The organism is Burkholderia pseudomultivorans, assembly GCF_001718415.1.
Lineage (GTDB): Bacteria > Pseudomonadota > Gammaproteobacteria > Burkholderiales > Burkholderiaceae > Burkholderia > Burkholderia pseudomultivorans_A.
Genome location: NZ_CP013378.1, coordinates 1,792,311 through 1,814,667 on the forward strand (window position 1 = coordinate 1,792,311; position 22,357 = coordinate 1,814,667).

Genomic DNA, 22,357 nt, shown 5'->3' on the forward strand with positions numbered 1-22,357 from the left:
TTGCGCGCCGCTTCGCGTCTGCATGCGAAGCCGCGCCGGAAAAATGCACGGATACGGCCGCCCCGGAATTCAGCGGCGAACGCCCAGTGTATCGCGCAGCGCGCGCGGCAGCGCAAAGAGGGCCGCATGCAGCCGCGCATCGTAGTAGCGCAAGCCTTCGATGCGGCGGGCGGCGAGCCGTTCGTCGACGTCGTGCGCGAACAGCGACGCGGCGTCGAGCGTGTCGCTCGCGATCGCCATCAGCCATTGCGAGCCGTAGAGCGGCACGTGCGCGGACAGCGGATCGACGACCGCGAAGCTCGCGCGCAGATCGTCGAGCAGCGCGGCGATGCGCGGCGCATGGAACAGCGGCGAGCCGAGATGCATCGATACCGCGCCGCACGGCGTGAGGATCCGCTTCAGGCGGGCGTAGAACTCGCGCGTATAAAGGCCGGCGGCCGGCGACTCGGGCGGCGTGAGGTCGAACACGACGAGGTCGAAGTGCTCGACGGTCGATTCGACGAAATGCGCGGCGTCGCCGATCACGAGCTCGACGCGCTGGTCGTCGAGCGCGCCCTGGTGCACGTCGTCGAGATAGCGGCGCGCCATCCCGACCACCTCGTCGTCGAGCTCGGCGACGACGATGCGCTCGATGCACGCGTGCTTGAGCAGCTGGCGCGCCGCGCCGCCGTCGCCGCCGCCGAGCACGAGCGCCTTGCGCGGCGACGGGTGCGCGAGCGCGGCCGGGTGCGTCATGCACTCGTGGTACACGTACTCGTCGCCGACCGAGGTCATCGGCCGGCCGTCCAGCGTAAACAGGCGGCCGAGCTGCGGCGTTTCCCAGACTTCGATCTGCTGGTGCGCGGACGCGACGCGCGCCAGCCGCCGCGCGTTCGGGAAGCCGTAGGTGGCGTCGGGGGTGGGGTGGAAGAGTAGCGTCGTGCTCACGGGCGGGCCGCGCGGGGCGGGCAGTTCCAACGTCTGAATTATAGGCGGCGTGCGGTTCGGCGGAAAACCGTGCCGGAACACCGCGCGGCGCCAAGGGAAATGTCAGCCCATCTGTTAAAATGACGAGCTTTGCAGCCTCGTCCGTAGGCTCCGTCCGCTTCGCGTCCGTCAGGCGCCGCACCGCGCGCCGGGAACGATCGACGCCCGAGCTTCCGGATGCCGCCGTGCCCCCGTTTCCTCGACTCGTTCTCCGGACTCGACATGACGACTTCGTCTCCCGCCTCCACCACCCTGATGGCCAACGCGATCCGTGCGCTCGCGATGGACGCCGTCCAGCAAGCGAACTCCGGCCACCCCGGCATGCCGATGGGCATGGCCGAAATCGGCGTCGCACTGTGGTCGCGCCATCTGAAGCACAACCCGACGAACCCGCACTGGGCCGACCGCGACCGCTTCGTGCTGTCGAACGGCCACGGCTCGATGCTGCTGTACTCGCTGCTGCACCTGACCGGCTACGACCTGCCGATCGAGGAGCTGAAGAACTTCCGCCAGCTGCATTCGAAGACGCCGGGCCACCCGGAATACGGGATCACGCCGGGCGTCGAGACGACCACCGGCCCGCTCGGCCAGGGTCTCGCGAACGCGGTCGGCATGGCGCTCGGCGAAGCGCTGCTGGCTGACGAATTCAACCGCGACGGCGCGAAGATCGTCGATCACCACACCTACGTGTTCCTCGGCGACGGCTGCCTGATGGAAGGCATCTCGCACGAAGCCTGCTCGCTCGCCGGCACGCTGAAGCTGAACAAGCTGATCGCGCTGTACGACGACAACGGCATCTCGATCGACGGCGACGTCGTCAACTGGTTCCACGACGACACGCCGAAGCGCTTCGAAGCGTACGGCTGGAACGTGATCCCGAACGTGAACGGCCATGACGTCGACGCGGTCGACGCGGCGATCGCGAAGGCCAAGCAGTCGGACAAGCCGACGCTGATCTGCTGCAAGACGGTGATCGGCAAGGGCGCGGCGACCAAGGCCGGCGGCCACGACGTGCACGGCGCGGCGCTCGGCGCGGAAGAAATCGCGAAGACGCGCGAAGCGCTCGGCTGGAAGTGGGAGCCGTTCGTGATTCCGCAGGAAGTCTATGCGGCATGGGACGCGAAGGAAGCCGGCAAGCGCGCCGAGTCCGAATGGGACGCGACGTTCGCGCAATACCGTGCGAAGTACCCGGCCGAAGCGGCCGAGTTCGAGCGCCGGATGGCGAACAAGCTGCCGGCCGACTGGGCCGAGAAGGCCGCGGCGATCATCGCCGGCGCAAACGAGCGCGCCGAGACGGTCGCGACCCGCAAGGCGTCGCAGCAGGCGATCGAAGGGCTGGCCGCCGCACTGCCCGAGCTGCTCGGCGGCTCGGCCGACCTGACCGGCTCGAACCTGACCAACTGGAAGGCCTCGAAGGCGGTGCGCGCGAATCCGGAAGGCGCGGGCGTGCTGCTCGGCAACCACATCAACTACGGCGTGCGCGAATTCGGCATGAGCGCCGCGATCAACGGCCTCGCGCTGCACGGCGGCCACAAGCCGTTCGGCGGCACGTTCCTGACGTTCTCCGACTACAGCCGCAACGCGCTGCGCGTCGCCGCGCTGATGAAGGTGCCGTCGATCTTCGTGTTCACGCACGACTCGATCGGCCTCGGCGAAGACGGCCCGACGCACCAGTCGATCGAGCACGTGTCGAGCCTGCGCCTGATCCCGAACCACGACGTGTGGCGCCCGGCCGACACGGTCGAGACGGCCGTCGCATGGACCCACGCGGTCGCGGCCGACCGTCCGTCGAGCCTGATCTTCAGCCGCCAGAACCTCGCGTTCAACCCGCGCACCGATGCGCAGATCGCGAACATCGAGAAGGGCGGCTACGTGCTGAAGGACTGGGACGAGGAGATCGTCGCGCGCAAGATCATCCTGATCGCGACGGGCTCGGAAGTCGAGCTCGCGATGAAGGCCGTCGAGCCGCTCGCGCAGCAGGGCATCGCGGCGCGCGTCGTGTCGATGCCGTCGACCAGCGTGTTCGACCGCCAGGACGCCGAGTACCGCGAGCGCGTGCTGCCGCACGGCGTGCGCCGCGTCGCGATCGAAGCGGGCGTGACCTCGTTCTGGCACAAGTACGTCGGCCTCGAAGGCGGCGTGGTCGGGATCGACACGTTCGGCGAATCGGCGCCGGCCGGCGTGCTGTTCAAGTACTTCGGCTTCACCGTCGAGCACGTCGTCGAGACGGCGAAGGCCGTGCTGGCCTGAGAGCCTGCGCGACGCGCGCCTGCCCCCGCGCGCGTCGCACCGTGAAGCTGCACGAAACGAATTTTTTCAGCCATCAGGAGATAGACCATGACGATTCGCGTCGCAATCAACGGCTACGGCCGCATCGGCCGCAACACGCTGCGCGCGTTCTATGAAAACGGCAAGAAGCACGATCTCGAGATCGTCGCGATCAACGACCTGGGCGATGCGAAGACCAACGCGCATCTGACCCAGTACGACACCGCGCACGGCAAGTTCCCGGGCGACGTGTCGGTCGACGGCGACTACCTCGTCGTCAACGGCGACAAGATCCGCGTGCTGGCGAACCGCAACCCGGCCGAACTGCCGTGGGGCGAGCTCGGCGTCGACGTCGTGATGGAGTGCACGGGCTTCTTCACGTCGAAGGAAAAGGCGAGCGCGCACCTGAAGGGCGGCGCGAAGAAGGTGATCATCTCGGCGCCGGGCGGCAAGGACGTCGACGCGACGATCGTCTACGGCGTGAACCACGACGTGCTGAAGGCCGAGCACACCGTGATCTCGAACGCATCGTGCACGACCAACTGCCTCGCACCGCTCGTCAAGCCGCTGAACGACAAGATCGGCCTCGAAACGGGCCTGATGACGACGATCCACGCCTACACGAACGACCAGGTGCTGACCGACGTCTATCACGAAGACCTGCGCCGCGCGCGTTCGGCCACGCACAGCCAGATCCCGACCAAGACCGGCGCTGCGTCGGCGGTCGGCCTGGTGCTGCCGGAACTGAACGGCAAGCTCGACGGCTACGCGATCCGCGTCCCGACGATCAACGTGTCGATCGTCGACCTGTCGTTCATCGCGAAGCGCGACACGACGGTCGAGGAAGTCAACGCGATCATGAAGGAAGCATCGGAAGGCGCGCTGAAGGGCATCCTCGGCTACAACGACGCACCGCTGGTGTCGATCGACTTCAACCACAACCCGGCTTCGTCGACGTTCGACGCGACGCTGACCAAGGTGTCGGGCCGCCTCGTCAAGGTGTCGAGCTGGTACGACAACGAGTGGGGCTTCTCGAACCGCATGCTGGACACGGCGGTCGCGTTCGCGAACGCGAAGTAAGTCCCGCACGGCGCGCGCCGCGGCAACGCGGCGTGCGCGGCGATCGAACCCGGTCCGGTTTTCCGGCCGGGTTTTTTTACGCCTGCGCGGGCGCTCGGCGATTCGAGCACATCGACGAACGCGCGCGCCCGAGCGCGCTGTCGGATCGGCCAGGCGAGGCCGGCTGCGGTCCGGGGGCCGGTCTCCTGCATCGGCCGGCGCCCGGTGCCGCTTCGTTCGCGGAGCCGCCTACTGCGCGACCTGCCGTGCGCCGATGCGCTGCGACGCGAGCCACAGCGCGATCAGCACGCCGGCCAGCACCGCGCCGGCCGCGCACACGCCGCGCCAGCCGTCGAGACCGAACGCGAAGCTCGCGGCGAACGACCCGAACGCGCCGCCGATGAAGTAGCTCGTCAGGTAGATCGTCGTGACGCGGCTGCGCGCGTCGCCCGCAAGTGCGTAGATCACGCTCTGGTTCGAGATGTGCATCCCCTGCACGCCGACGTCGAGCAGCAGGATGCCCGCGATCAGCGCGGCGAGCGAATGCGCGCCGGCGGCGATCAGCGCGAACGACGCCAGCACCGCGGCCGCGAACAGCCCGGTCGCCGCATTGCCGTGCCCGTGATCGACGAGCCGCCCGGCCGACGTCGCCGCGAGCGCGCCCACCGCGCCGACGACGCCGAACAGGCCGATCCGGCCTTCCGTGTAGCCGTACGGCGGCTGGCTGAGCAGGAACGTGAGGCCGGTCCACAGCAGGCTGAAGCAGGCGAACACGAGCGCGCCGTAGGCGGAGCGCAGCGCGATCAGCGGCTGCGCGCGCACCAGCGCGCCGAGCGACTTCATCAGCGCCGCGTAGTCGAGCCGCGTGTCGCGGCGGTCCTTCGGCAGCTTCACGGCGAGCACGCCGGTCAGCGCCAGCACCATCACCGCGGCGATGCCGTACACCGCGCGCCAGCCGAACCAGTCGGCGATCGCGCCGGCTGCGACGCGCGCGAGCAGGATGCCGAGCAGCAGACCGCTCATCACGGTGCCGACTGCGCGGCCGCGCGAGCGCGCATCGGCGAGCGACGCGGCGAACGGCACGAGCAGTTGCGTCGAGCAGGTGACGAAGCCGACCGCGACGTTCGCGGCGACGAACATCGCGTAGTTCGTGCTGAGCGCCACGGCGACCAGCGCGACGACGTTGAGCGCGAGCAGCCGCACGATCAGCGTGTGGCGGTTCAGCGCGTCGCCGAGCGGCACGATCAGCAGCAGGCTCGCCGCGTAGCCGAGCTGCGTCAGCGTGACCAGATAGCCGAGCTGGGCCGGTGCGCGGCCGAAGCTGTGTGCGATCGCGGCGAGCAGCGGCTGGGCGTAATAGATGTTGCCGATGACGATGCCGCACGCGCAGGCGAACAGCAGCGTCATCGCGCGGGTCAGCGGCGGGTGGGTGTCTTGATGCGGTTTCATGAGGATCGGACAAACAGCGGCGCCGGCCGGCGGCGTCGGGACGCCGGCTGCGCGGGTTGGCTGGAATCGGGGCCGGCAAAGACGCTCGGTGGATGAACCGGTGTGGCGCGCCGGCGGCATCGCGCCGGGCGCCCGGATCGGGCGGGCGGCGGGACCGTCGCACGGCGGGCGCCGGCAGGACGGGCCCCGGCATGTCGCTCGGCGCGGCAGTGCGCGGGAGCGGCTGGGCGTATGATGCGGGAATCGAATCATAGCGTCCAAGACCGGTTCGTTATGATGTCCATTGGAAAATCCAATACCTCGACCGCGATGCTGCTTCGCCATATCCGCTATTTCCTGGCCGTTGCCGAGCACTGCAACTTCACGCGCGCGGCCGACGCGCTGCACGTGTCGCAGCCGACGCTGTCGCAGCAGGTGCGCCAACTCGAGGACACGCTCGGCGTGCCGTTGTTCGACCGTTCGGGCCGCACGGTGCGCCTGACCGAGTTCGGCGAGGTCTATGCGCGGCATGCGCGCGCGGCGCTGCACGAACTCGTCGCGGGGCAGCGCGCGCTGCACGACGTCGCCGAGCTCGGCAGCGGTTCGCTGCGGCTCGCGATGATGCCGACCTTCGCGGCCTACCTGAGCGGCTCGCTCATCGATGCGTTCCAGGCGGACCATCCGAACCTCGTGCTGACGATCGACGCGATGCCGCAGGAGCGCATCGAGGCATTGCTCGCCGACGACCGCCTCGACGCGGGCTTCGCGTTCGTGCCGGCGCGTTCGCCGGACATCGACGTCCTGCCGCTGTGGGACGAATCGCTCGCGCTCGTGACGGGCCGCACGCATCGCCTCGCGCGCCGCCGCCGCGCGCTGACGCCGGCCGAGCTCGGCGGCGAACCGCTGGTGCTGCTGGGTCCCGCGTTCGCGACGCGCGAGCGCATCGACCGCTACTTCGTCGAGCACGGCGCACGGCCGCGCGTCGCGGTCGAGACGAATACGGTCAGCGCGGTGCTGGAACTGGTGCGGCGCGGCCGGCTCGCGACGGTGCTGCCCGACGCGGTCGCGCGCGAGAGCGGCGATCTGTGCGCGCTGGAAATTGCCCCGCCGCTGCCGATGCGCACGGCCGCGCTGCTCACGCGCAAGGGCGCGTACCGCAGCGTCGCGGCGCGCGCGTTCATCGAGCGCGCGCGTGCGTACCGCGTCGCGCCGGCGGCGTAGCGTTCGCGCTCAGGCGCGCGGGGTCGGGAAGAAGATGCCGGCGCGTTGCGCGGCGTTCGAGATATGCGTTTCGATCGCGGTGCCGGCGGCCGCCGCATCGCGTGCGATCAGCGCGTCGACGATCGCGCGGTGCTCGTGCCACGTCGACAGCAGCAGCTCGCGCCGGTAGAACGGCATGCGCTGGCTTTCCTTCATGATGTCGGCGCTGCTGCGCAGCACCGATTCGATCGCCGCGTTGCCGGCCAGGTGGATGATCCGCATGTGGAAGTCGAAGTCGAGCTGCGACGCGTCGTCGAGCGCGTTCTCGGTCAGCGCGACGTGCAGGTCGGCGAGATTGTCCTCGAACCATGCGATGTCGTCGTCGGTGACGACGCGCGCGGCCATCCGCGCGGCGAAGCCTTCGAGCGCATAGCGCATCTGGTAGGTGTCGGGCGGCGACGACTGCTCGGCGAACTGCCATGCGTGCGCGGCCGTCGCCCGTGCGCTCTCGACGTACACGCCCTTGCCGGCGCGAATGCGCAGCATCCCGAGCGCTTCGAGCGTCGACAGCGCCTCGCGCAGCGACGCACGGCTGATCTCCAGCTCCTCGGAGAGCTGGCGCTGGGCCGGCAGCAGGCTGCCGACCGGATACACGCCTGCCTCGATCCGGTCGCGGATCGTCGCGATGGCGGCGTCGGTCACGGTGTGCGGAACGTTTTTCATGATGTGAACGATGGCCGGTCTGACCGGCATTGTAATCCGCACACGCGTGGTGCACCCGCCGCTACGGGAAAGTCACGATCCGGCCCGTTTTCCGGCGCGCCCGGCGGCCCGTCGGGGGCGGGAAATCCCTATTTTGACCGTTCTTGACGGGACTATATCGGCTTCCTACTATCGTCCATAACATCACTGGTCTTACCAGTATGAACAGACGAAAACTGCAACCCATATCGGGAGAGCGCCGTGTCCAAGTTCCTCAACTCGCTGTTTGGTCGAGTCGTGATCGCCTTAGTCCTCGGGGTCGCGCTCGGCGCGTTCTTCCCGCATTTCGCCGAGTCGCTGAAACCGCTCGGTGACGGTTTTCTGAAGCTCATCAAGATGGTGATCGGCCCGATCGTGTTCTGCGTCGTGGTCAGCGGGATGGCCAACGCGGGCGACCTGAAGAAGGTCGGCCGGGTCGGCCTGAAGGCGGTCGTCTACTTCGAGCTGATGACGACGCTGGCGCTCGGCATCGGCGTGCTGCTCGCGTGGCTGCTGCGGCCGGGCGAGGGGATGAACATCAACCTGAACTCGCTCGACGCGTCGTCGCTCGCCGCGTACGCGAAGAATGCCGAGAGCCTGAAGGACACGGCCGGCTTCCTGATGAAGATCATCCCCGACACCGCGATCGACGCGTTCGCGAAGGGCGACATCCTGCAGATCCTCGTGTTCGCGGTGCTGTTCGGCTCGGCGCTGTCGCTGCTCGGCGACAAGGCGCAGCGCGTGAACAGCCTGATCGAGGAGCTGTCGCACGTGTTCTTCCGCGTGATCGGCTTCATCATCAAGCTCGCGCCGCTCGGCGTGCTCGGCGCGATCGCATTCACGACCGGCAAGTACGGCGTCGCGTCGCTCAAGCAACTCGGCTATCTGGTCGCGGTGTTCTACCTGAGCTGCTTCGTGTTCGTCACGGTCGTGCTCGGCATCGTGATGCGGCTGGCGGGCTTCTCGGTGTTCAAGCTGATCCGCTACCTGCGCGAGGAACTGTCGATCGTGCTCGGCACGGCGTCGTCGGACGCGGTGCTGCCGCAGGTGATGCGCAAGCTCGAATACATGGGCGTGAAGGATTCGACCGTCGGCCTCGTGATCCCGACCGGCTATTCGTTCAACCTCGACGGCTTCTCGATCTACCTGACGCTGGCGGTGCTGTTCATCGCGCAGGCGACCAACACGCCGCTGTCGTTCCACGACCTGATCGTCGTGCTGCTGGTGTCGATGATCACGTCGAAGGGCGCGCACGGGATTCCGGGCTCGGCGATCGTGATTCTCGCGGCGACGCTGTCGGCGATCCCGGCGATTCCGGTGCTCGGTCTCGTGCTGATCCTGCCGGTCGACTGGTTCGTCGGCATCGCGCGTGCGCTGACCAACCTGATCGGCAACTGCGTGGCGACGGTCGTCGTCGCGGTGTGGGAGAACGACATCGACCGGGCCCGCGCGAAGCGCGTGCTGAACCGCGAACTGCGCTACGTGCCGGCCGAGGAGGAAGAGGCGGCGCCGGTCGCCGGCGACCAGGCCCACGCGCTCTGAGCGGCGCGTCGCGCGGGGCGGTCTCGCCCCGGAGGGTCCCGCGCGCGATCGAATCGCTTTGGCCGGTCCGTTTCGGGCCGGTTTTTCATCAGGAAGGCAAAACATGAGACGGGAGCGAGCGCCGAAGCGTGAGCGCCTGTCGAGAGGTTTGCAGCGGGCCGGAGCAAGAAGTGCCAAAGCACTCACTTCGGCGGACAGCTTTGCATGGGACAGGAGTAAGCGCTAAAGCGCCAACTCCTGTCGACAGCTTTGCATGGGGTCGCAGTAAGCGCTAAAGCGCTAACTGCGACCGACAGCTTTACATGGGACAGGAGTAAGCGCTAAAGCGCCAACTCCTGTCGACACAGGAGACGATATGGCAGCCCCCATCCTCGACCCGAACGCGCCGGCCTTCACGCGGCGCTACATGAACCTCGCCGATCCGCGCGTCGGCGCACAGGCGCTGTTCGCCAGCGACGAATTCTTCGCGCCGAAGGAGCGCATGCTCAACCCGGAGCCGGCGGTTTTCATCCCCGGCAAATACGACGACCACGGCAAGTGGATGGACGGCTGGGAGACGCGCCGCAAGCGCACGACCGGCCACGACTTCTGCGTGGTCCGGCTCGCGCGGGCGGGCGTGATCCACGGCGTCGACCTCGACACCAGCCACTTCACCGGCAACTTCCCGCCGGCCGCGTCGATCGAGGCGTGCTTCAGCGACGCCGACACGCCGTCCGACGATGCCGAATGGCGCACGATCGTGCCCGCGACGACGCTGCAGGGCAATGCGCATCACTATGTCGAGGTCGTCGATCCGCGCCCGTACACGCATCTGCGCGTGAACCTGTATCCGGACGGCGGCCTCGCGCGCCTGCGCGTGTACGGGCAGCCGCAGCGCGACTGGAGCCGCGTGCCGCACGGCGAACTGGTCGATCTCGCGGCGACCGAGAACGGCGGCTACCTGGTGGCCGCGAACAACCAGCACTTCGGCGCGGCAGCGCAGATGCTGATGCCCGGGCGCGGCGCGAACATGGGCGACGGCTGGGAAACGCGCCGCCGCCGCGAACCCGGCAACGACTGGGCAATCATTGCGCTCGCGCGGCCGGGCATCATCCGGCGCGTCGAGGTCGACACCGCGTTCTTCAAGGGCAACTACCCCGACCGCTGCTCGCTGCAGGCCGCGCAGGTCGCGGGCGGCACCGACGATTCGCTCGTCACGCAGGCGATGTTCTGGGCCGAACTGCTCGGCGAGCAGAAACTGTCGATGGACAGCGTCCATACGTTCGACCCGCTCGCGTCGCTCGGGCCCGTCACGCACGTGCGCTTCAACATCTTCCCGGACGGCGGCGTGTCGCGCCTGCGTCTGTGGGGCGAACCGGCCTGATGGAGGACAACGGCATGAGTCATTCCCGTACCCTGCGCGTCGAGCGTCTGACCCGCGATGCGTTCGCGCCGTTCGGCGACGTGATCGCGCTCGAAGGCGCACGGCATTTCCCGATCAACGGCGGCACGACCGAGCGCTTCCACGATCTCGCGACGATCGACGTCTGCGCGGACGGCGGCCGGCCGCTCGTCAGCGTGTTCCGCGCGCAGCCGCGCACGCTGCCGGTCGCGATCACGCTGATGGAGCGCCACCCGCACGGCAGCCAGGCCTTCATTCCGCTCGCCGCCGTGTCGCGCTATGCGATCGTCGTCGCGCCGGCCGGCGAGTTCCGGCCCGACGCAATGCGCGCGTTCCTCGCCGAAGGCTGGCAGGGCGTGAACTATGCGAAAGGCGTCTGGCACCATCCGCTGCTCGCGCTCGACGCGGTCAGCGACTTCGTGATCGTCGATCGCGGCGGCCCGCAGCCGAACTGCGACGAGATCCCGCTCGACGGCGCATGGGCGCTCGAATTCGAGCCGGCCTGCGCGAGCGCGGCCTGAGACGCGCGCCGCGCTGACCGAAGCGGTATGGGCGGGGTCGAAGGGTTTCCGAAAGCCCGCCCGAACCGACCCTCGCGGGCGTCATCCCGAAAAGAAGACGGCCCGGACGGCGAGATGCCGGCCGGGCCGTCTGCGCAATGCAGATGCGCGGATCAGTGCTTGCGGTGCGGGCAGTTCTCGGTCGTGCAGGAACCGTACATCGCGAGCGAATGCTCCTGGAGCCGGAAGCCGCGCTCCTTCGCGATCGCCTGCTGGCGGCTTTCGATCTCGGCGTCGAAGAACTCCTCGACGCGGCCGCAGTCGAGGCAGACGAGGTGGTCGTGGTGCGAACCTTCGTTCAGCTCGAACACGGCCTTGCCCGATTCGAAGTTGCTGCGCGACAGCAGCCCGGCCTGCTCGAACTGCGTGAGCACGCGATAGACGGTGGCAAGCCCGATGTCGAGCTGCTCGTTGAGCAGGTTGCGGTAGACGTCTTCGGCGGTCAGGTGCCGCACCGGGCTTTGCTGGAAGATCTCGAGAATCTTGAGGCGCGGTAGGGTGGCCTTTAGCCCGATATTCTTGAGATCCGTCGGATTGGTCATGGCTAGGCGTCCCTAGAGTACAATGCAGGGCTTCAATGTTACCGGCTTTTCGCCGTTCCAGAAACACGCGCGGCCTGCGAGGCGGGCCAGCACGGTGAGGGAAATGATTCCAGAATCTCTTTCGCACTTTCAGAGGAGCCGCATGCGGAGTGCCATCATCGCTGCCGCCGCCGTTGCCGCGCTGGCTGGTTGTTCGTCGTACGACAGCGTGACGCAGCGCATCGCGCAGAGCATCACCCCCTATCGGATCACCGTCGTGCAGGGCAACTTCGTGTCGCAGGAGAAGGCCGCGCAGCTGCAGGCCGGGATGACGCGCGAGCAGGTTCGCGCGCTGCTCGGCACGCCGCTGCTGACCGACATGTTCCACGCCGACCGCTGGGATTACCTGTTCTACTTCAAGCGCGGCTCGACGGCAGTCGTCCAGCAGCGCGACCTCGTGCTGACCTTCTCGGGCGACCGCCTGACGAGCTGGACCGGCGCCGAGAACCTGCCTTCCGAACTCGACCTGCTCGCCGACATCGACGGCGATCGCGGCGGCAAGAAGGCGAAGGCCGCCGCAGCGGCGAGGGCGGCGTCCGAAGCCGCTGCCGCGAGCGCCGCGCAGGCCGCGAGCGCATCGGCGCCGGAGGCCGCGGCGAGCCTGTCCACCGCGCCGGCGTCGGCCGCGGCGGTGGTCGACCAGGATGCGAACGCGCAGGCGGCGCGCGCGGCGAACCGCGCGACCAACCAGGTATCGGGGCAGGGAACGACCGCACGCCGCTTCACGCCGTCCGCGCAGGCCGGCGGCGGCGCACCGGTGCCGGGCGGCCAGCCGCCGGGCGCGGTGCCGGCGATCCAGCCGCAGTTCCAGTTCCATCGTCCGCCGCAGCCGAACGTGTCGAACGAAGCGGCGCCGCCGGTCGGCCCGCAGGGTTCGGACACGCTGCAGAACCAGCCGCTCACCGCGCCGGCCCAGTCGCAGTAAGGGGCCGGCGTGCGGAACCGGGGCGGCATGCGCCGCCCGTCTTTAGATTTGTCGTGTAGAAAGCCATGAAGATTGCGATTGCCGGTGCGTCGGGCCGAATGGGCCGGATGCTGATCGAAGCCGTTCTCAACGATTCCGACGCGCAGCTCGTCGGCGCGCTCGACCGCGCTGGCTCGCCGTTTCTCGGCCAGGACGCCGGCGCGTTCCTCGGCAAGGAAACCGGGATCAAGCTGACCGACGACCTCGACGCGGTGTTCGCGCAGGCCGACTACCTGATTGACTTCACGCGCCCGGAAGGCACGCTCGCCCACGTCGAGGCCGCGCTGCGCCACGACGTGAAGCTCGTGATCGGCACGACCGGTTTCACCGCCGAGCAGAAGGCCGTGCTGCAGGCAGCAGCCGGCAAGATCGGCATCGTGTTCGCGGCGAACATGAGCGTCGGCGTGAACGTCACGCTGAAGCTGCTCGAGTTCGCGGCGAAGCACTTCTCGCACGGCTACGACATCGAGATCATCGAGGCGCACCATCGTCACAAGGTCGATGCGCCGTCGGGCACCGCGCTGATGATGGGCGAGGCCGTCGCCGGCGCGCTCGGCCGCTCGCTCGACGACTGCGCGGTGTACGGCCGCCACGGCGTGACGGGCGAGCGCGATCCGTCGACGATCGGCTTCGCGGCGGTGCGCGGCGGCGACATCGTCGGCGACCATACCGTGCTGTTCGCCGGGATCGGCGAGCGCATCGAGATCACGCACAAGTCGTCGAGCCGCGTATCGTATGCGCAGGGCGCGCTGCGCGCGGTCCATTTCCTGTCGGCGCACGGTGCCGGCCTGTTCGACATGCAGGACGTGCTCGGCCTGCGCTGACACCATGAGGGACCCCCGATGGCCATCCCCACCGGCGTAGTCCACTATCTCGAAAGCGGCGATGCAATCACGCACGCCGTCGCCTATGTGCTGCTGGCGATGTCCGTCGCCAGCTGGTGTTTCCTCCTGATGAAAGCCTGGCTGCTGGTGCGCGCGAAGCGGCAGGGGCCGCGCGCGCTCGCGGCGTTCTGGCACGCGCCGTCGCTCGACGCCGGCATCGCGGCGCTGAGCGGCGCCGACCGCGAGCGCGTGTTCGTGCCGCTCGCCGAAGCCGCGCGCGATGCGGCCGACGCGCACGATCCAGCCGCGCTGGGCGCGCGCGTCGAGCGTGCCGAGCGCGTGCTGCGTGCGCTGCGCCACGCGATGCTGCGCTCGCAGCGGCGCCTCGAGTTCGGCCAGGTGCTGCTCGCGTCGATCGGCAGCACCGCGCCGTTCGTCGGGCTGCTCGGCACCGTATGGGGCATCTACCATGCGCTCGGCAGCATCGCCGCGAGCGGGCAGGCGCAGATCGAGAACGTCGCGGGGCCGGTCGGCGAGGCGCTGATCATGACCGCGTTCGGGCTCGTCGTCGCGATTCCGGCCGTGCTCGCTTACAACATCCTCGGGCGGCTCGTGCGGCAGCTCGCCGAGGAACTCGACGGCTTCGCGCGCGACCTGCACGTATTCGTGTGCGCGCAGGACGCGTGACGCGCGGGAGGAGCGACCATGGCATTCGGCGGACTCGAGCACCACAAGACTTCCGCACCGATGGCGGAGATCAACATGACGCCGCTGATCGACGTGATGCTGGTGCTGCTCGTGATCTTCATCATCACCGCGCCGCTGATGACGCACGCGATCCGGCTCGACCTGCCGAAGGTTGCGGCGAACGTCGCGCGCGACACGCCGCAGTCCGTCACGCTGTCGATCGACGATGCGGGCAAGCTGTACTGGGACGACACGCCGGTCGCGCTCGACGCGCTGCCGGCGCGCTTCCGGGCCGCCGCCGCGGGCGGCGCGCCGCCCGAGCTGCGGCTGCGTGCATCGCGCGCGACGCGCTACGACGTGATCGCGCAGGTGATGGGCGACGCCCAGGCGGCCGGCCTCACGCGCATCGGCTTCGTGACCGACATGCCGCCGGCGGGCGCCGCGGCCCCGGCGAGCCGCTGAGCGGACCGGCGGGCAGCGCGCCGCGCGATCCGGCCGCTCGCCGCGAGACCGGCCGTATGGGCCGGCGCGGACGGTATAATCACCGTTTTTCCCGGTTGGCGGATCTTTTCAGGTAACCCGGAATTTTCCAGGCTGCCCGGGCATGGCCCGGGTTACCCGGAAAATCTTCGGAAACCGTGGGCAGGCGCGGCCACCGCGAACCTGCCCGGCCGCCGGGCCAGCACGACTTTCGATCCACTCCGCGCGCGTCGTCGCGCCGCTTAAAGCCTAGTCCGAACCACACCATGCACGAGAGATACGTACCCGCCGACGTCGAAGCCGCCGCCCAGGGCGACTGGCGCGCAGCCGATGCCTACAAGACGCAGGAAGACGCGAACAAGCCGAAGTTCTACTGCGTGTCGATGCTGCCTTACCCGTCCGGCAAGCTGCACATGGGTCACGTGCGCAACTACACGATCAACGACGTGATGTACCGCTATCTGCGGATGAACGGCTACAACACGCTGATGCCGATGGGCTGGGACGCGTTCGGGATGCCGGCCGAGAACGCCGCGATGGCCAACGGCGTGCCGCCCGCGAAGTGGACCTACGACAACATCGACTACATGAAGGGCCAGATGCAGTCGATGGGCCTCGCGATCGACTGGTCGCGCGAGATCGCGACCTGCAAGCCCGACTACTACAAGTGGAACCAGTGGCTGTTCCTGAAGATGCTCGAGAAGGGCATCGCGTACAAGAAGACGGGCACCGTGAACTGGGATCCGGTCGACCAGACCGTGCTCGCGAACGAGCAGGTGATCGACGGCCGCGGCTGGCGCTCGGGCGCGCTCGTCGAGAAGCGCGAGATCCCGATGTACTACCTGCGCATCACGCAGTACGCGGATGAGCTGCTGAACGATCTCGACGGCCTCGGCTGGCCCGAGCGCGTGAAGATCATGCAGCAGAACTGGATCGGCAAGAGCTTCGGCGTGAACTTCGGCTTCCCGTACGAACTCGACGGCGAGAAGGCGCTGCTGCGCGTGTTCACGACGCGCGCCGACACGATCATGGGCGTCACGTTCTGCGCGATCGCGGCCGAGCACCCGCTCGCCACGCGCCTCGCGCAGGGCAAGCCGGAGCTGCAGGCGTTCATCGACGAATGCAAGCGCGGCGGCGTCGCCGAAGCCGACATGGCGACGATGGAGAAGAAGGGCGTCGCGACGGGCTTCTCGGTCACGCATCCGCTGACGGGCGAGCCGGTCGAGGTGTGGATCGGCAACTACGTGCTGATGAGCTACGGCGAAGGCGCGGTGATGGGCGTGCCGGGCCACGACGAGCGCGATTTCGCGTTCGCGAAGAAGTACGGCCTGCCGATCAAGCAGGTGATCGCGGCCGAAGGCCAGACCTACTCGCTCGACGCGTGGCAGGAATGGTACGGCGACAAGGAGGTCGCGGTCTGCGTGAACAGCGGCAAGTACGACGGCCTTGCGTACGGCGCGGCCGTCGACGCGGTCGCGGCGGACCTGAAGGCCGGCGGCTTCGGCGACAAGCAGGTCACCTGGCGCCTGCGCGACTGGGGCATTTCGCGCCAGCGCTACTGGGGCACGCCGATCCCGATCATCCACTGCCCGTCGTGCGGCGACGTGCCGGTGCCCGAGCAGGACCTGCCCGTCGTGCTGCCGGAAGACCTCGTGCCGGACGGCTCGGGCAACCCGCTCGCGAAGTCCGAAGCGTTCCTGAACTGCACGTGTCCGAAGTGCGGCGCGGCCGCGAAGCGCGAGACCGACACGATGGACACCTTCGTCGATTCGTCGTGGTACTTCTCGCGCTACACGGCGCCGGACGCCGAGACCATGGTCGACGCGCGCACCGACTACTGGATGCCGATGGACCAGTACATCGGCGGCATCGAGCACGCGATCCTGCACCTGCTGTATTCGCGCTTCTGGACCAAGGTGATGCGCGACCTCGGCCTCGTGAAGTTCAGCGAGCCGGCGAAGAACCTGCTCACGCAGGGGATGGTGCTGAACGAGACGTTCTACCGCGAAGACGCGGCCGGCAAGAAGACCTGGTACAACCCGGCCGACGTGACGGTCGCGCACGACGACAAGGGCCGCCCGGTCGGCGCGACGCTGAACGCGGACGGCCAGCCGGTCGTGCTCGGCGGCATCGAGAAGATGTCGAAGTCGAAGAACAACGGCGTCGATCCGCAGGTGCTGATCGACCAGTACGGTGCCGACACCGCGCGCCTGTTCACGATGTTTGCGGCGCCGCCCGAGCAGCAGCTCGAGTGGTCGGGCGCGGGCGTCGAGGGCGCGAGCCGCTTCCTGCGCCGCGTGTGGAGCTTCGGCTACGCGAACCGCGAAGCGCTCGCCGCGCGCGCGGGCTTCGACGCGGCCGCGCTCGGCGAAGCCGACAAGGCGCTGCGCCGCGAGATCTACAGCGTGCTGAAGCAGGCCGATTTCGACTACCAGCGCCTGCAGTACAACACGGTCGTGTCGGCCGCGATGAAGATGCTGAACGCGATCGACGGCGCGAAGGGCGCGACGCCCGGCGTGCTGCGCGAGACGTACGGCGTGCTGCTGCGCGTGCTGTATCCGGTCGTGCCGCACGTGACGTTCGAGCTCTGGAAGGCGCTCGGCTATGCGGACGAATTCGGCCCGCTGCTCGACGCGCCCTGGCCGAAGGTCGACGAGGCTGCGCTCGAGCAGGCCGAGATCGAACTCGTGCTGCAGGTGAACGGCAAGGTGCGCGGCGCGCTGAAGGTCGCGAAGGACGCGAGCCGCGAGGCCATCGAGGCCGCGGCGCTCGCCGACGACGCGTTCGCGAAGTTCGGCGAAGGCAAGCCGGCGAAGAAGATCGTCGTCGTGCCGGGCCGTCTCGTGAACATCGTCGTCTGACGGCCGCCGGCCGTCGGGTGCACACAGAAGGAGCGAAGGTGATCCGCAGATCGTTTTTGATGCTCGTCGGCAGCGCGGTCGCGCTGTCGGCATGCGGTTTCCAGTTGCGCGGCCAGCAGGACTACGCGTTCAAGCGCCTGCTGATCGCCGGCGCACCGGCGGCCGTGTCGGCGCGGCTGACGCGACTCGTCGAGGCCGGCAGCGACACGAAGATCGTCAAGTCGCCGGACGACGCCGACGCGGTGCTGCGCATGTGGGAATCGCGCGGCCAGAACACGCTGACGCTCAACCAGTACGGTTCCGCGCAGGAATACGCGCTGTTCTATACGCTGAACTACACGCTGACGAGCAAGGACGGCACCGTGCTGATTCCGCCGAGCGCGATCGCGCTGAACCGCGCGATGACGTACAGCGACCAGTACACGAACGCGAAGGCGCAGGAAGCCGACATCCTGTACGGCGACATGCAGAACGACGCGGTCGACCAGCTGATGCGGCGTCTCGCAATCGTGCATTCGCTGACGCCGGCGCCGGAGGACGTGGTGCCGGGCGTTGCGCCGCGCGCGCCGCTGCCGCCGCCGCCGCTTTGATCTGCGCCGCACGCACCGATGCAATTGCGACTTGATGCACTGGAGCCGCACCTCGCGAAGGGGTTGGCCGGGCTCTACACCGTGTACGGCGACGAGCCGCTGCTCGCGCAGGAAGCGTGCGACCGCATTCGCGCGGCCGCACGCGCGGCCGGCTTCACCGAGCGTTCGGTGCATACGGTCGAGCGCGGCTTCGACTGGAGCGTGCTGCTCGGCGCGACGCAGGCGATGTCGCTGTTCGGCGAGCGCCAGCTGATCGAGCTGCGCATTCCGTCGGGCAAGCCCGGCAAGGAAGGCGCCGACGCGCTGAAGACGCTTGCGGCCACGCCGAATCCCGATGCGCTGATGCTCGTCACGCTGCCGCGTCTCGACGCGGCGACGCAGAAGTCCGCGTGGTTCATCGCGCTGTCGAACGGCGGCGTCGCGCTGAAGATCGATCCGGTCGACCGCGCGCAGCTGCCGAACTGGATCGGCCAGCGGCTCGCGATGCAGGGCCAGCGCGTCGCAGCCGGCGACGACGGTCGGCGCGCGCTGCAGTTCATCGCGGAGCGCGTCGAGGGCAACCTGCTCGCCGCGCACCAGGAAATCCAGAAGCTCGGGCTGCTCTATCCGCAGGGCGCGCTGTCGTTCGAGCAGGTGCACGACGCGGTGCTGAACGTCGCGCGCTATGACGTGTTCAAGCTGAACGAAGCGATGCTCGCCGGCGACGCCGCGCGGCTCGCGCGGATGATCGACGGGCTCAAGGGCGAGGGCGAGGCGATCGTGCTCGTGATGTGGGCCGTCGTCGAGGAGCTGCGCACGCTGCTGCGGATCAAGCGCGGTGCGAACGCCGGCAAGCCGCTGGCGACGCTGCTGCGCGAGAACCGCGTGTGGGGCCCGCGCGAGCGGCTGATCGGTCCCGCGCTGAACCGCGTGTCCGAGGCCGTGCTGGAGAAGGCGCTCGCGTTTGCCGCGAAGCTCGACCGCCAGGTGAAGGGCCTCACGGCCGTCACGCCGGGCCGCCGCACGCAGGACGAGCCGCCGCCCGATCCGTGGGACGGGCTGTTCCAGCTCGCGATGACGGTTGCGGGCGCCCACGGCGAGCGACCGCCGACCGCGGGGCGCATGCGGCGTTAGGTCCCGTTCGGGCCTTCAGCGCGCGGCGGGCAACCCGCATACAATGCTTCGAAAAGTGGGGCCGCCGTCCCCGGACGGCCGTCCCGCGCTCTCCCCACGAATTCACGCCGCCGAGCGCGGCTCGCTTCTCGAGTCACATGATGGATATCGATCAGTACATGACCGACCTGGGCCGCCGCGCCCGGCATGCTTCCCGTGCGATGGCGCGCGCCAGCACGGCCGCGAAGAACGCGGCGCTCGAAGCCGTGGCGCACGCGATCGAACGCGATGCGCAGGCGCTGAAGGATGCGAATGCGCGCGACGTCGCACGCGCCCGCGAAAAGGGGCTCGATGCGGCGTTCGTCGATCGCCTGACGCTGTCGGACAAGGCGCTGAAGACGATGGTCGAAGGGCTGCGCCAGGTTGCGTCGCTCGCCGATCCGATCGGCGAGATCGGCAATCTGAAGTTCCGTCCGAGCGGGATCCAGGTCGGCCAGATGCGCGTGCCGCTCGGCGTGATCGGCATCATCTACGAATCGCGCCCGAACGTGACGATCGACGCGGCCGCGCTGTGCCTGAAGTCGGGCAACGCGACGATCCTGCGCGGCGGCTCCGAGGCGCTCGAATCGAACACCGCGCTCGCCAGGCTGATCGGCGAAGGGCTGGCCGCCGCCGGCCTGCCGCAGGACGCGGTGCAGGTCGTCGAGACCGCCGATCGCGCGGCGGTCGGCAAGCTGATCACGATGACCGAATACGTCGACGTGATCGTGCCGCGCGGCGGCAAGAGCCTGATCGAGCGCCTGATCAACGAGGCGCGCGTGCCGATGATCAAGCACCTCGACGGCATCTGCCACGTCTACGTCGACGATCGCGCGGATCTCGACAAGGCGCTGACCGTCTGCGACAACGCGAAGACGCATCGCTACGGCACCTGCAACACGATGGAGACGCTGCTCGTCGCGAGCGGCATCGCGGCGAAGGTGCTGCCGCTGCTCGGCAAGGTCTATCGCGACAAGCAGGTCGAACTGCGCGTCGACGCGGCCGCGCGCGCGGTGCTTGCCGAAGCCGGCATCGGCCCGCTCGTCGATGCGACCGAGGACGACTGGCACACCGAGTATCTCGCGCCGGTGCTCGCGATCAAGATCGTCGACGGCCTCGACGCAGCGATCGAGCACATCAACCACTACGGCTCGCATCACACCGATGCGATCGTTACCGAGGATCACGACCGTGCGATGCGCTTCCTGCGCGAAGTCGATTCGGCGAGCGTGATGGTCAACGCGTCGACGCGCTTCGCGGACGGCTTCGAATTCGGCCTCGGCGCGGAAATCGGCATTTCGAACGACAAGCTGCACGCGCGCGGCCCGGTCGGCCTCGAAGGGCTGACGTCGCTGAAGTACGTGGTGCTCGGGCACGGCGAAGGCCGCCAGTAACGCAGAACGCAAAACACAAGGCGAGGCGCACAACCGATGGCAATGCTCTGGGTCAAGACGTTCCATATCGTTCTGATTGCCGCGTGGTTCGCGGGGCTGTTCTACCTGCCGCGCATCTACGTGAACCTCGCGATGGAGACCGATCCGGCTGCGGTGCGGCGCCTGCTGCTGATGGCGCGCAAGCTGTTCCGCTTCATGACGATGATCGCGGTGCCGGCGCTCGCCTGCGGGCTGTGGCTGTGGCTCGTGATCGGCATCGGCCAGGGGCAGGGCTGGATCCACGCGAAGGTGACGGTCGTGCTGCTGCTGGTGATCTACCACGCGTACTGCGGGCATCTGCTGAAGGTGTTCGAGCGCGGCGAGAACCGCCGCACCGACAAGTGGTATCGCGTATTCAACGAGCTGCCGGTGCTCGGCATGCTGATCGCGGTCGCGCTGGTCGTGATCAAGCCGTTCTGAGCGAATGCGCCGGCGAACCCGCCGGCGGCGCGGCCCGCTTGCCTGTCATTGCGCAACGGCGTCCCTCGGGGCGCCGTTTGTCGTATACGACGCCGGCGGCGGCTAGTCCTTCGCGCCGTCGTCGATCCGGCGGCGCGTGATCGCTTCCTTCGCGCGGCCGACGCGCTCCATCAGCGCGGGGCCGCGCGACAGCGCGACGCCGACCGCGAGGATGTCGCCGATCGCCAGATGCGACATCCGCGACGTCATCGGCGAGAACACGTCGGTTTCCTCGGCGATGTTCGATGCGAGGCTGACCGTCGCGAGCTTCGCGAGCGGCGAATGGCTGTGCGTAATCGCGACGACTTTCGCGCCGCATGCGAGCGCCGCGCGCGCGGCGTCGACGATGTCGCGCGTGCGGCCCGTGTTCGAGATCGCGACGACGACGTCCTGCGGCCCGAGCAGCGCGGCCGACATCGAGAACGTATGCGGGTCCGAATACGCGACGCTCGGTACGCCGAGCCGGAAGAACTTGTGCTGGATGTCCTGCGCGGCGATGCCCGAGCCGCCCGCACCGTAGAACTCGATGCGCGATGCATTCGACAACAGCGCGATCGCCTCGGCGACGCTGCCCGCCGACAGGCTGTTGCGCACCTCGATCAGCGCGCCGATCGTGCGGTCGAACACCTTGCCGATGATGCCGGGCGCGGGCTCGTCGGGCTCGACGTCGCGATACACGGACGACACGCCCGGCGCGACGCTCTGCGCGAGCCGGATCTTGAATTCGCGAAAGCCGCTGCAGCCGAGCGCCTGGCAGAAGCGCGCGATGGTCGGCTGGCTGACGCCCGCGCGCGTCGACAGTTCGGTCATCGCGAGGTCGAGCACCTCTCGCGGCGCGGCGAGGATGTAGTCGGCAAGCTTGCGCTCGGACGGGCGGAGTTCGGCGCGGATCGCTTCGATGCGGGGCAGCATGGGACGGCAGATGGAAATCGGGTTCGGATGAGCGAGTGTATCTCAATCGAATTGTAGAAAATCTACATGAAAATACTAGCGGGAATAGGCGATCTTCCTCGCGATGGTCGTCACGCTAATTAGGGTTTTCACTAGTTATAGCCTTGATGCTAGCGGGAATGAGGATTGCAGCCGGTTCGATCTGCATTGCGTGCTTGTAGTTTTTCTACTAGACTGCCTTCGTTCGGTCGACGCACTCGACCGTCCCCACGATTCCAACCGCCGGCGTCGGCCGGCATACAGGAGCGCCC

The 22,357-nt window shown here is 68.4% G+C and carries 20 protein-coding genes; 15 read left to right on the forward strand and 5 right to left on the reverse strand.

Translation table 11 applies throughout. The features are described 5' to 3' along the window. Positions 1-69: 69 nt before the first annotated feature. Entirely contained in the window at positions 70-927 is an 858-nt protein-coding gene (speE, locus tag WS57_RS20660) for a polyamine aminopropyltransferase (protein WP_040128709.1), read from the reverse strand. Positions 928-1,143: 216 nt separating this feature from the next. Here speE and tkt point away from each other — a divergent pair, with 216 nt between their 5' ends. Then, the gene (gene tkt / locus WS57_RS20665) at positions 1,144-3,216 is read left to right on the forward strand and encodes a transketolase (protein WP_009687458.1); all 2,073 of its coding nucleotides are present in this window, start codon (positions 1,144-1,146) and stop codon (positions 3,214-3,216) included. A gap of 87 nt (positions 3,217-3,303) precedes the next feature. Further along, positions 3,304-4,314: a type I glyceraldehyde-3-phosphate dehydrogenase gene (gene gap, locus WS57_RS20670; RefSeq protein WP_040126630.1), complete on the forward strand. Its 1,011-nt coding sequence runs from the start codon at positions 3,304-3,306 to the stop codon at positions 4,312-4,314. 228 nt (positions 4,315-4,542) lie between these two features. On the opposite strand, the gene WS57_RS20675 is transcribed toward gap, so the two are convergent. Next, positions 4,543-5,742 carry an MFS transporter gene (locus WS57_RS20675; protein WP_069244778.1) on the reverse strand — a complete coding sequence of 400 codons (1,200 nt, stop codon included), beginning with the start codon at positions 5,740-5,742 and terminating at the stop codon, positions 4,543-4,545. 309 nt (positions 5,743-6,051) lie between these two features. On the opposite strand from WS57_RS20675, the gene cynR reads away from it, so the two are divergent. Beyond that, positions 6,052-6,942 carry a transcriptional regulator CynR gene (gene cynR / locus WS57_RS20680; RefSeq protein WP_069244779.1) on the forward strand — a complete coding sequence of 297 codons (891 nt, stop codon included), beginning with the start codon at positions 6,052-6,054 and terminating at the stop codon, positions 6,940-6,942. A 9-nt stretch (positions 6,943-6,951) separates the two neighbouring features. Here the strand turns inward: cynR and WS57_RS20685 are convergent, their stop codons facing one another. After that, positions 6,952-7,674 (reverse strand): FadR/GntR family transcriptional regulator, encoded by a 723-nt coding sequence (locus tag WS57_RS20685; RefSeq protein ID WP_080292840.1) that lies wholly within the window; start codon positions 7,672-7,674, stop codon positions 6,952-6,954. 210 nt (positions 7,675-7,884) lie between these two features. Here WS57_RS20685 and WS57_RS20690 point away from each other — a divergent pair, with 210 nt between their 5' ends. The 3 genes from WS57_RS20690 to WS57_RS20700 all read left to right on the forward strand — a co-directional run bounded on the left by WS57_RS20690 (position 7,885) and on the right by WS57_RS20700 (position 11,106). Next, the gene (locus WS57_RS20690) at positions 7,885-9,204 is read left to right on the forward strand and encodes a C4-dicarboxylate transporter DctA (RefSeq protein WP_040126633.1); all 1,320 of its coding nucleotides are present in this window, start codon (positions 7,885-7,887) and stop codon (positions 9,202-9,204) included. A gap of 355 nt (positions 9,205-9,559) precedes the next feature. After that, positions 9,560-10,567 carry an allantoicase gene (alc, locus tag WS57_RS20695; RefSeq protein WP_069244780.1) on the forward strand — a complete coding sequence of 336 codons (1,008 nt, stop codon included), beginning with the start codon at positions 9,560-9,562 and terminating at the stop codon, positions 10,565-10,567. A 14-nt stretch (positions 10,568-10,581) separates the two neighbouring features. Beyond that, positions 10,582-11,106 carry an ureidoglycolate lyase gene (locus tag WS57_RS20700; protein ID WP_040128710.1) on the forward strand — a complete coding sequence of 175 codons (525 nt, stop codon included), beginning with the start codon at positions 10,582-10,584 and terminating at the stop codon, positions 11,104-11,106. A 152-nt stretch (positions 11,107-11,258) separates the two neighbouring features. Here the strand turns inward: WS57_RS20700 and fur are convergent, their stop codons facing one another. Beyond that, positions 11,259-11,687: a ferric iron uptake transcriptional regulator gene (gene fur / locus WS57_RS20705; protein ID WP_006400349.1), complete on the reverse strand. Its 429-nt coding sequence runs from the start codon at positions 11,685-11,687 to the stop codon at positions 11,259-11,261. A 142-nt stretch (positions 11,688-11,829) separates the two neighbouring features. Here fur and WS57_RS20710 point away from each other — a divergent pair, with 142 nt between their 5' ends. From WS57_RS20710 to WS57_RS20750, 9 genes are all read left to right on the forward strand, one after another. After that, positions 11,830-12,651, forward strand: coding sequence for an outer membrane protein assembly factor BamE (locus tag WS57_RS20710; protein WP_040126635.1), 822 nt, complete (start codon positions 11,830-11,832; stop codon positions 12,649-12,651). A gap of 65 nt (positions 12,652-12,716) precedes the next feature. Next, on the forward strand, positions 12,717-13,514 hold the full coding sequence (gene dapB / locus WS57_RS20715) for a 4-hydroxy-tetrahydrodipicolinate reductase (protein ID WP_009688209.1): 798 nt from the start codon (positions 12,717-12,719) through the stop codon (positions 13,512-13,514). A gap of 18 nt (positions 13,515-13,532) precedes the next feature. After that, positions 13,533-14,201 (forward strand): MotA/TolQ/ExbB proton channel family protein, encoded by a 669-nt coding sequence (locus WS57_RS20720; protein ID WP_059478675.1) that lies wholly within the window; start codon positions 13,533-13,535, stop codon positions 14,199-14,201. Between the two features lie 18 nt (positions 14,202-14,219). Beyond that, positions 14,220-14,663: an ExbD/TolR family protein gene (locus WS57_RS20725; protein ID WP_040126637.1), complete on the forward strand. Its 444-nt coding sequence runs from the start codon at positions 14,220-14,222 to the stop codon at positions 14,661-14,663. A 284-nt stretch (positions 14,664-14,947) separates the two neighbouring features. Continuing rightward, positions 14,948-17,542 (forward strand): leucine--tRNA ligase, encoded by a 2,595-nt coding sequence (gene leuS, locus WS57_RS20730; protein WP_009688044.1) that lies wholly within the window; start codon positions 14,948-14,950, stop codon positions 17,540-17,542. 38 nt (positions 17,543-17,580) lie between these two features. Continuing rightward, positions 17,581-18,132, forward strand: coding sequence for an LPS assembly lipoprotein LptE (gene lptE / locus WS57_RS20735; RefSeq protein WP_009688045.1), 552 nt, complete (start codon positions 17,581-17,583; stop codon positions 18,130-18,132). Positions 18,133-18,150: 18 nt separating this feature from the next. Further along, the gene (gene holA / locus WS57_RS20740) at positions 18,151-19,245 is read left to right on the forward strand and encodes a DNA polymerase III subunit delta (RefSeq protein ID WP_059516733.1); all 1,095 of its coding nucleotides are present in this window, start codon (positions 18,151-18,153) and stop codon (positions 19,243-19,245) included. A gap of 140 nt (positions 19,246-19,385) precedes the next feature. After that, positions 19,386-20,657, forward strand: a complete 1,272-nt coding sequence (locus WS57_RS20745) for a glutamate-5-semialdehyde dehydrogenase (protein WP_059604004.1) — start codon at positions 19,386-19,388, stop codon at positions 20,655-20,657. A gap of 36 nt (positions 20,658-20,693) precedes the next feature. After that, positions 20,694-21,116 carry a CopD family protein gene (locus WS57_RS20750; protein WP_144397729.1) on the forward strand — a complete coding sequence of 141 codons (423 nt, stop codon included), beginning with the start codon at positions 20,694-20,696 and terminating at the stop codon, positions 21,114-21,116. Positions 21,117-21,218: 102 nt separating this feature from the next. Here WS57_RS20750 and WS57_RS20755 read toward each other — a convergent pair whose 3' ends face one another. Continuing rightward, complete coding sequence (locus tag WS57_RS20755) at positions 21,219-22,067, reverse strand: MurR/RpiR family transcriptional regulator (protein WP_009688050.1); 849 nt, start codon at positions 22,065-22,067, stop codon at positions 21,219-21,221. Positions 22,068-22,357 lie beyond the last annotated feature (290 nt).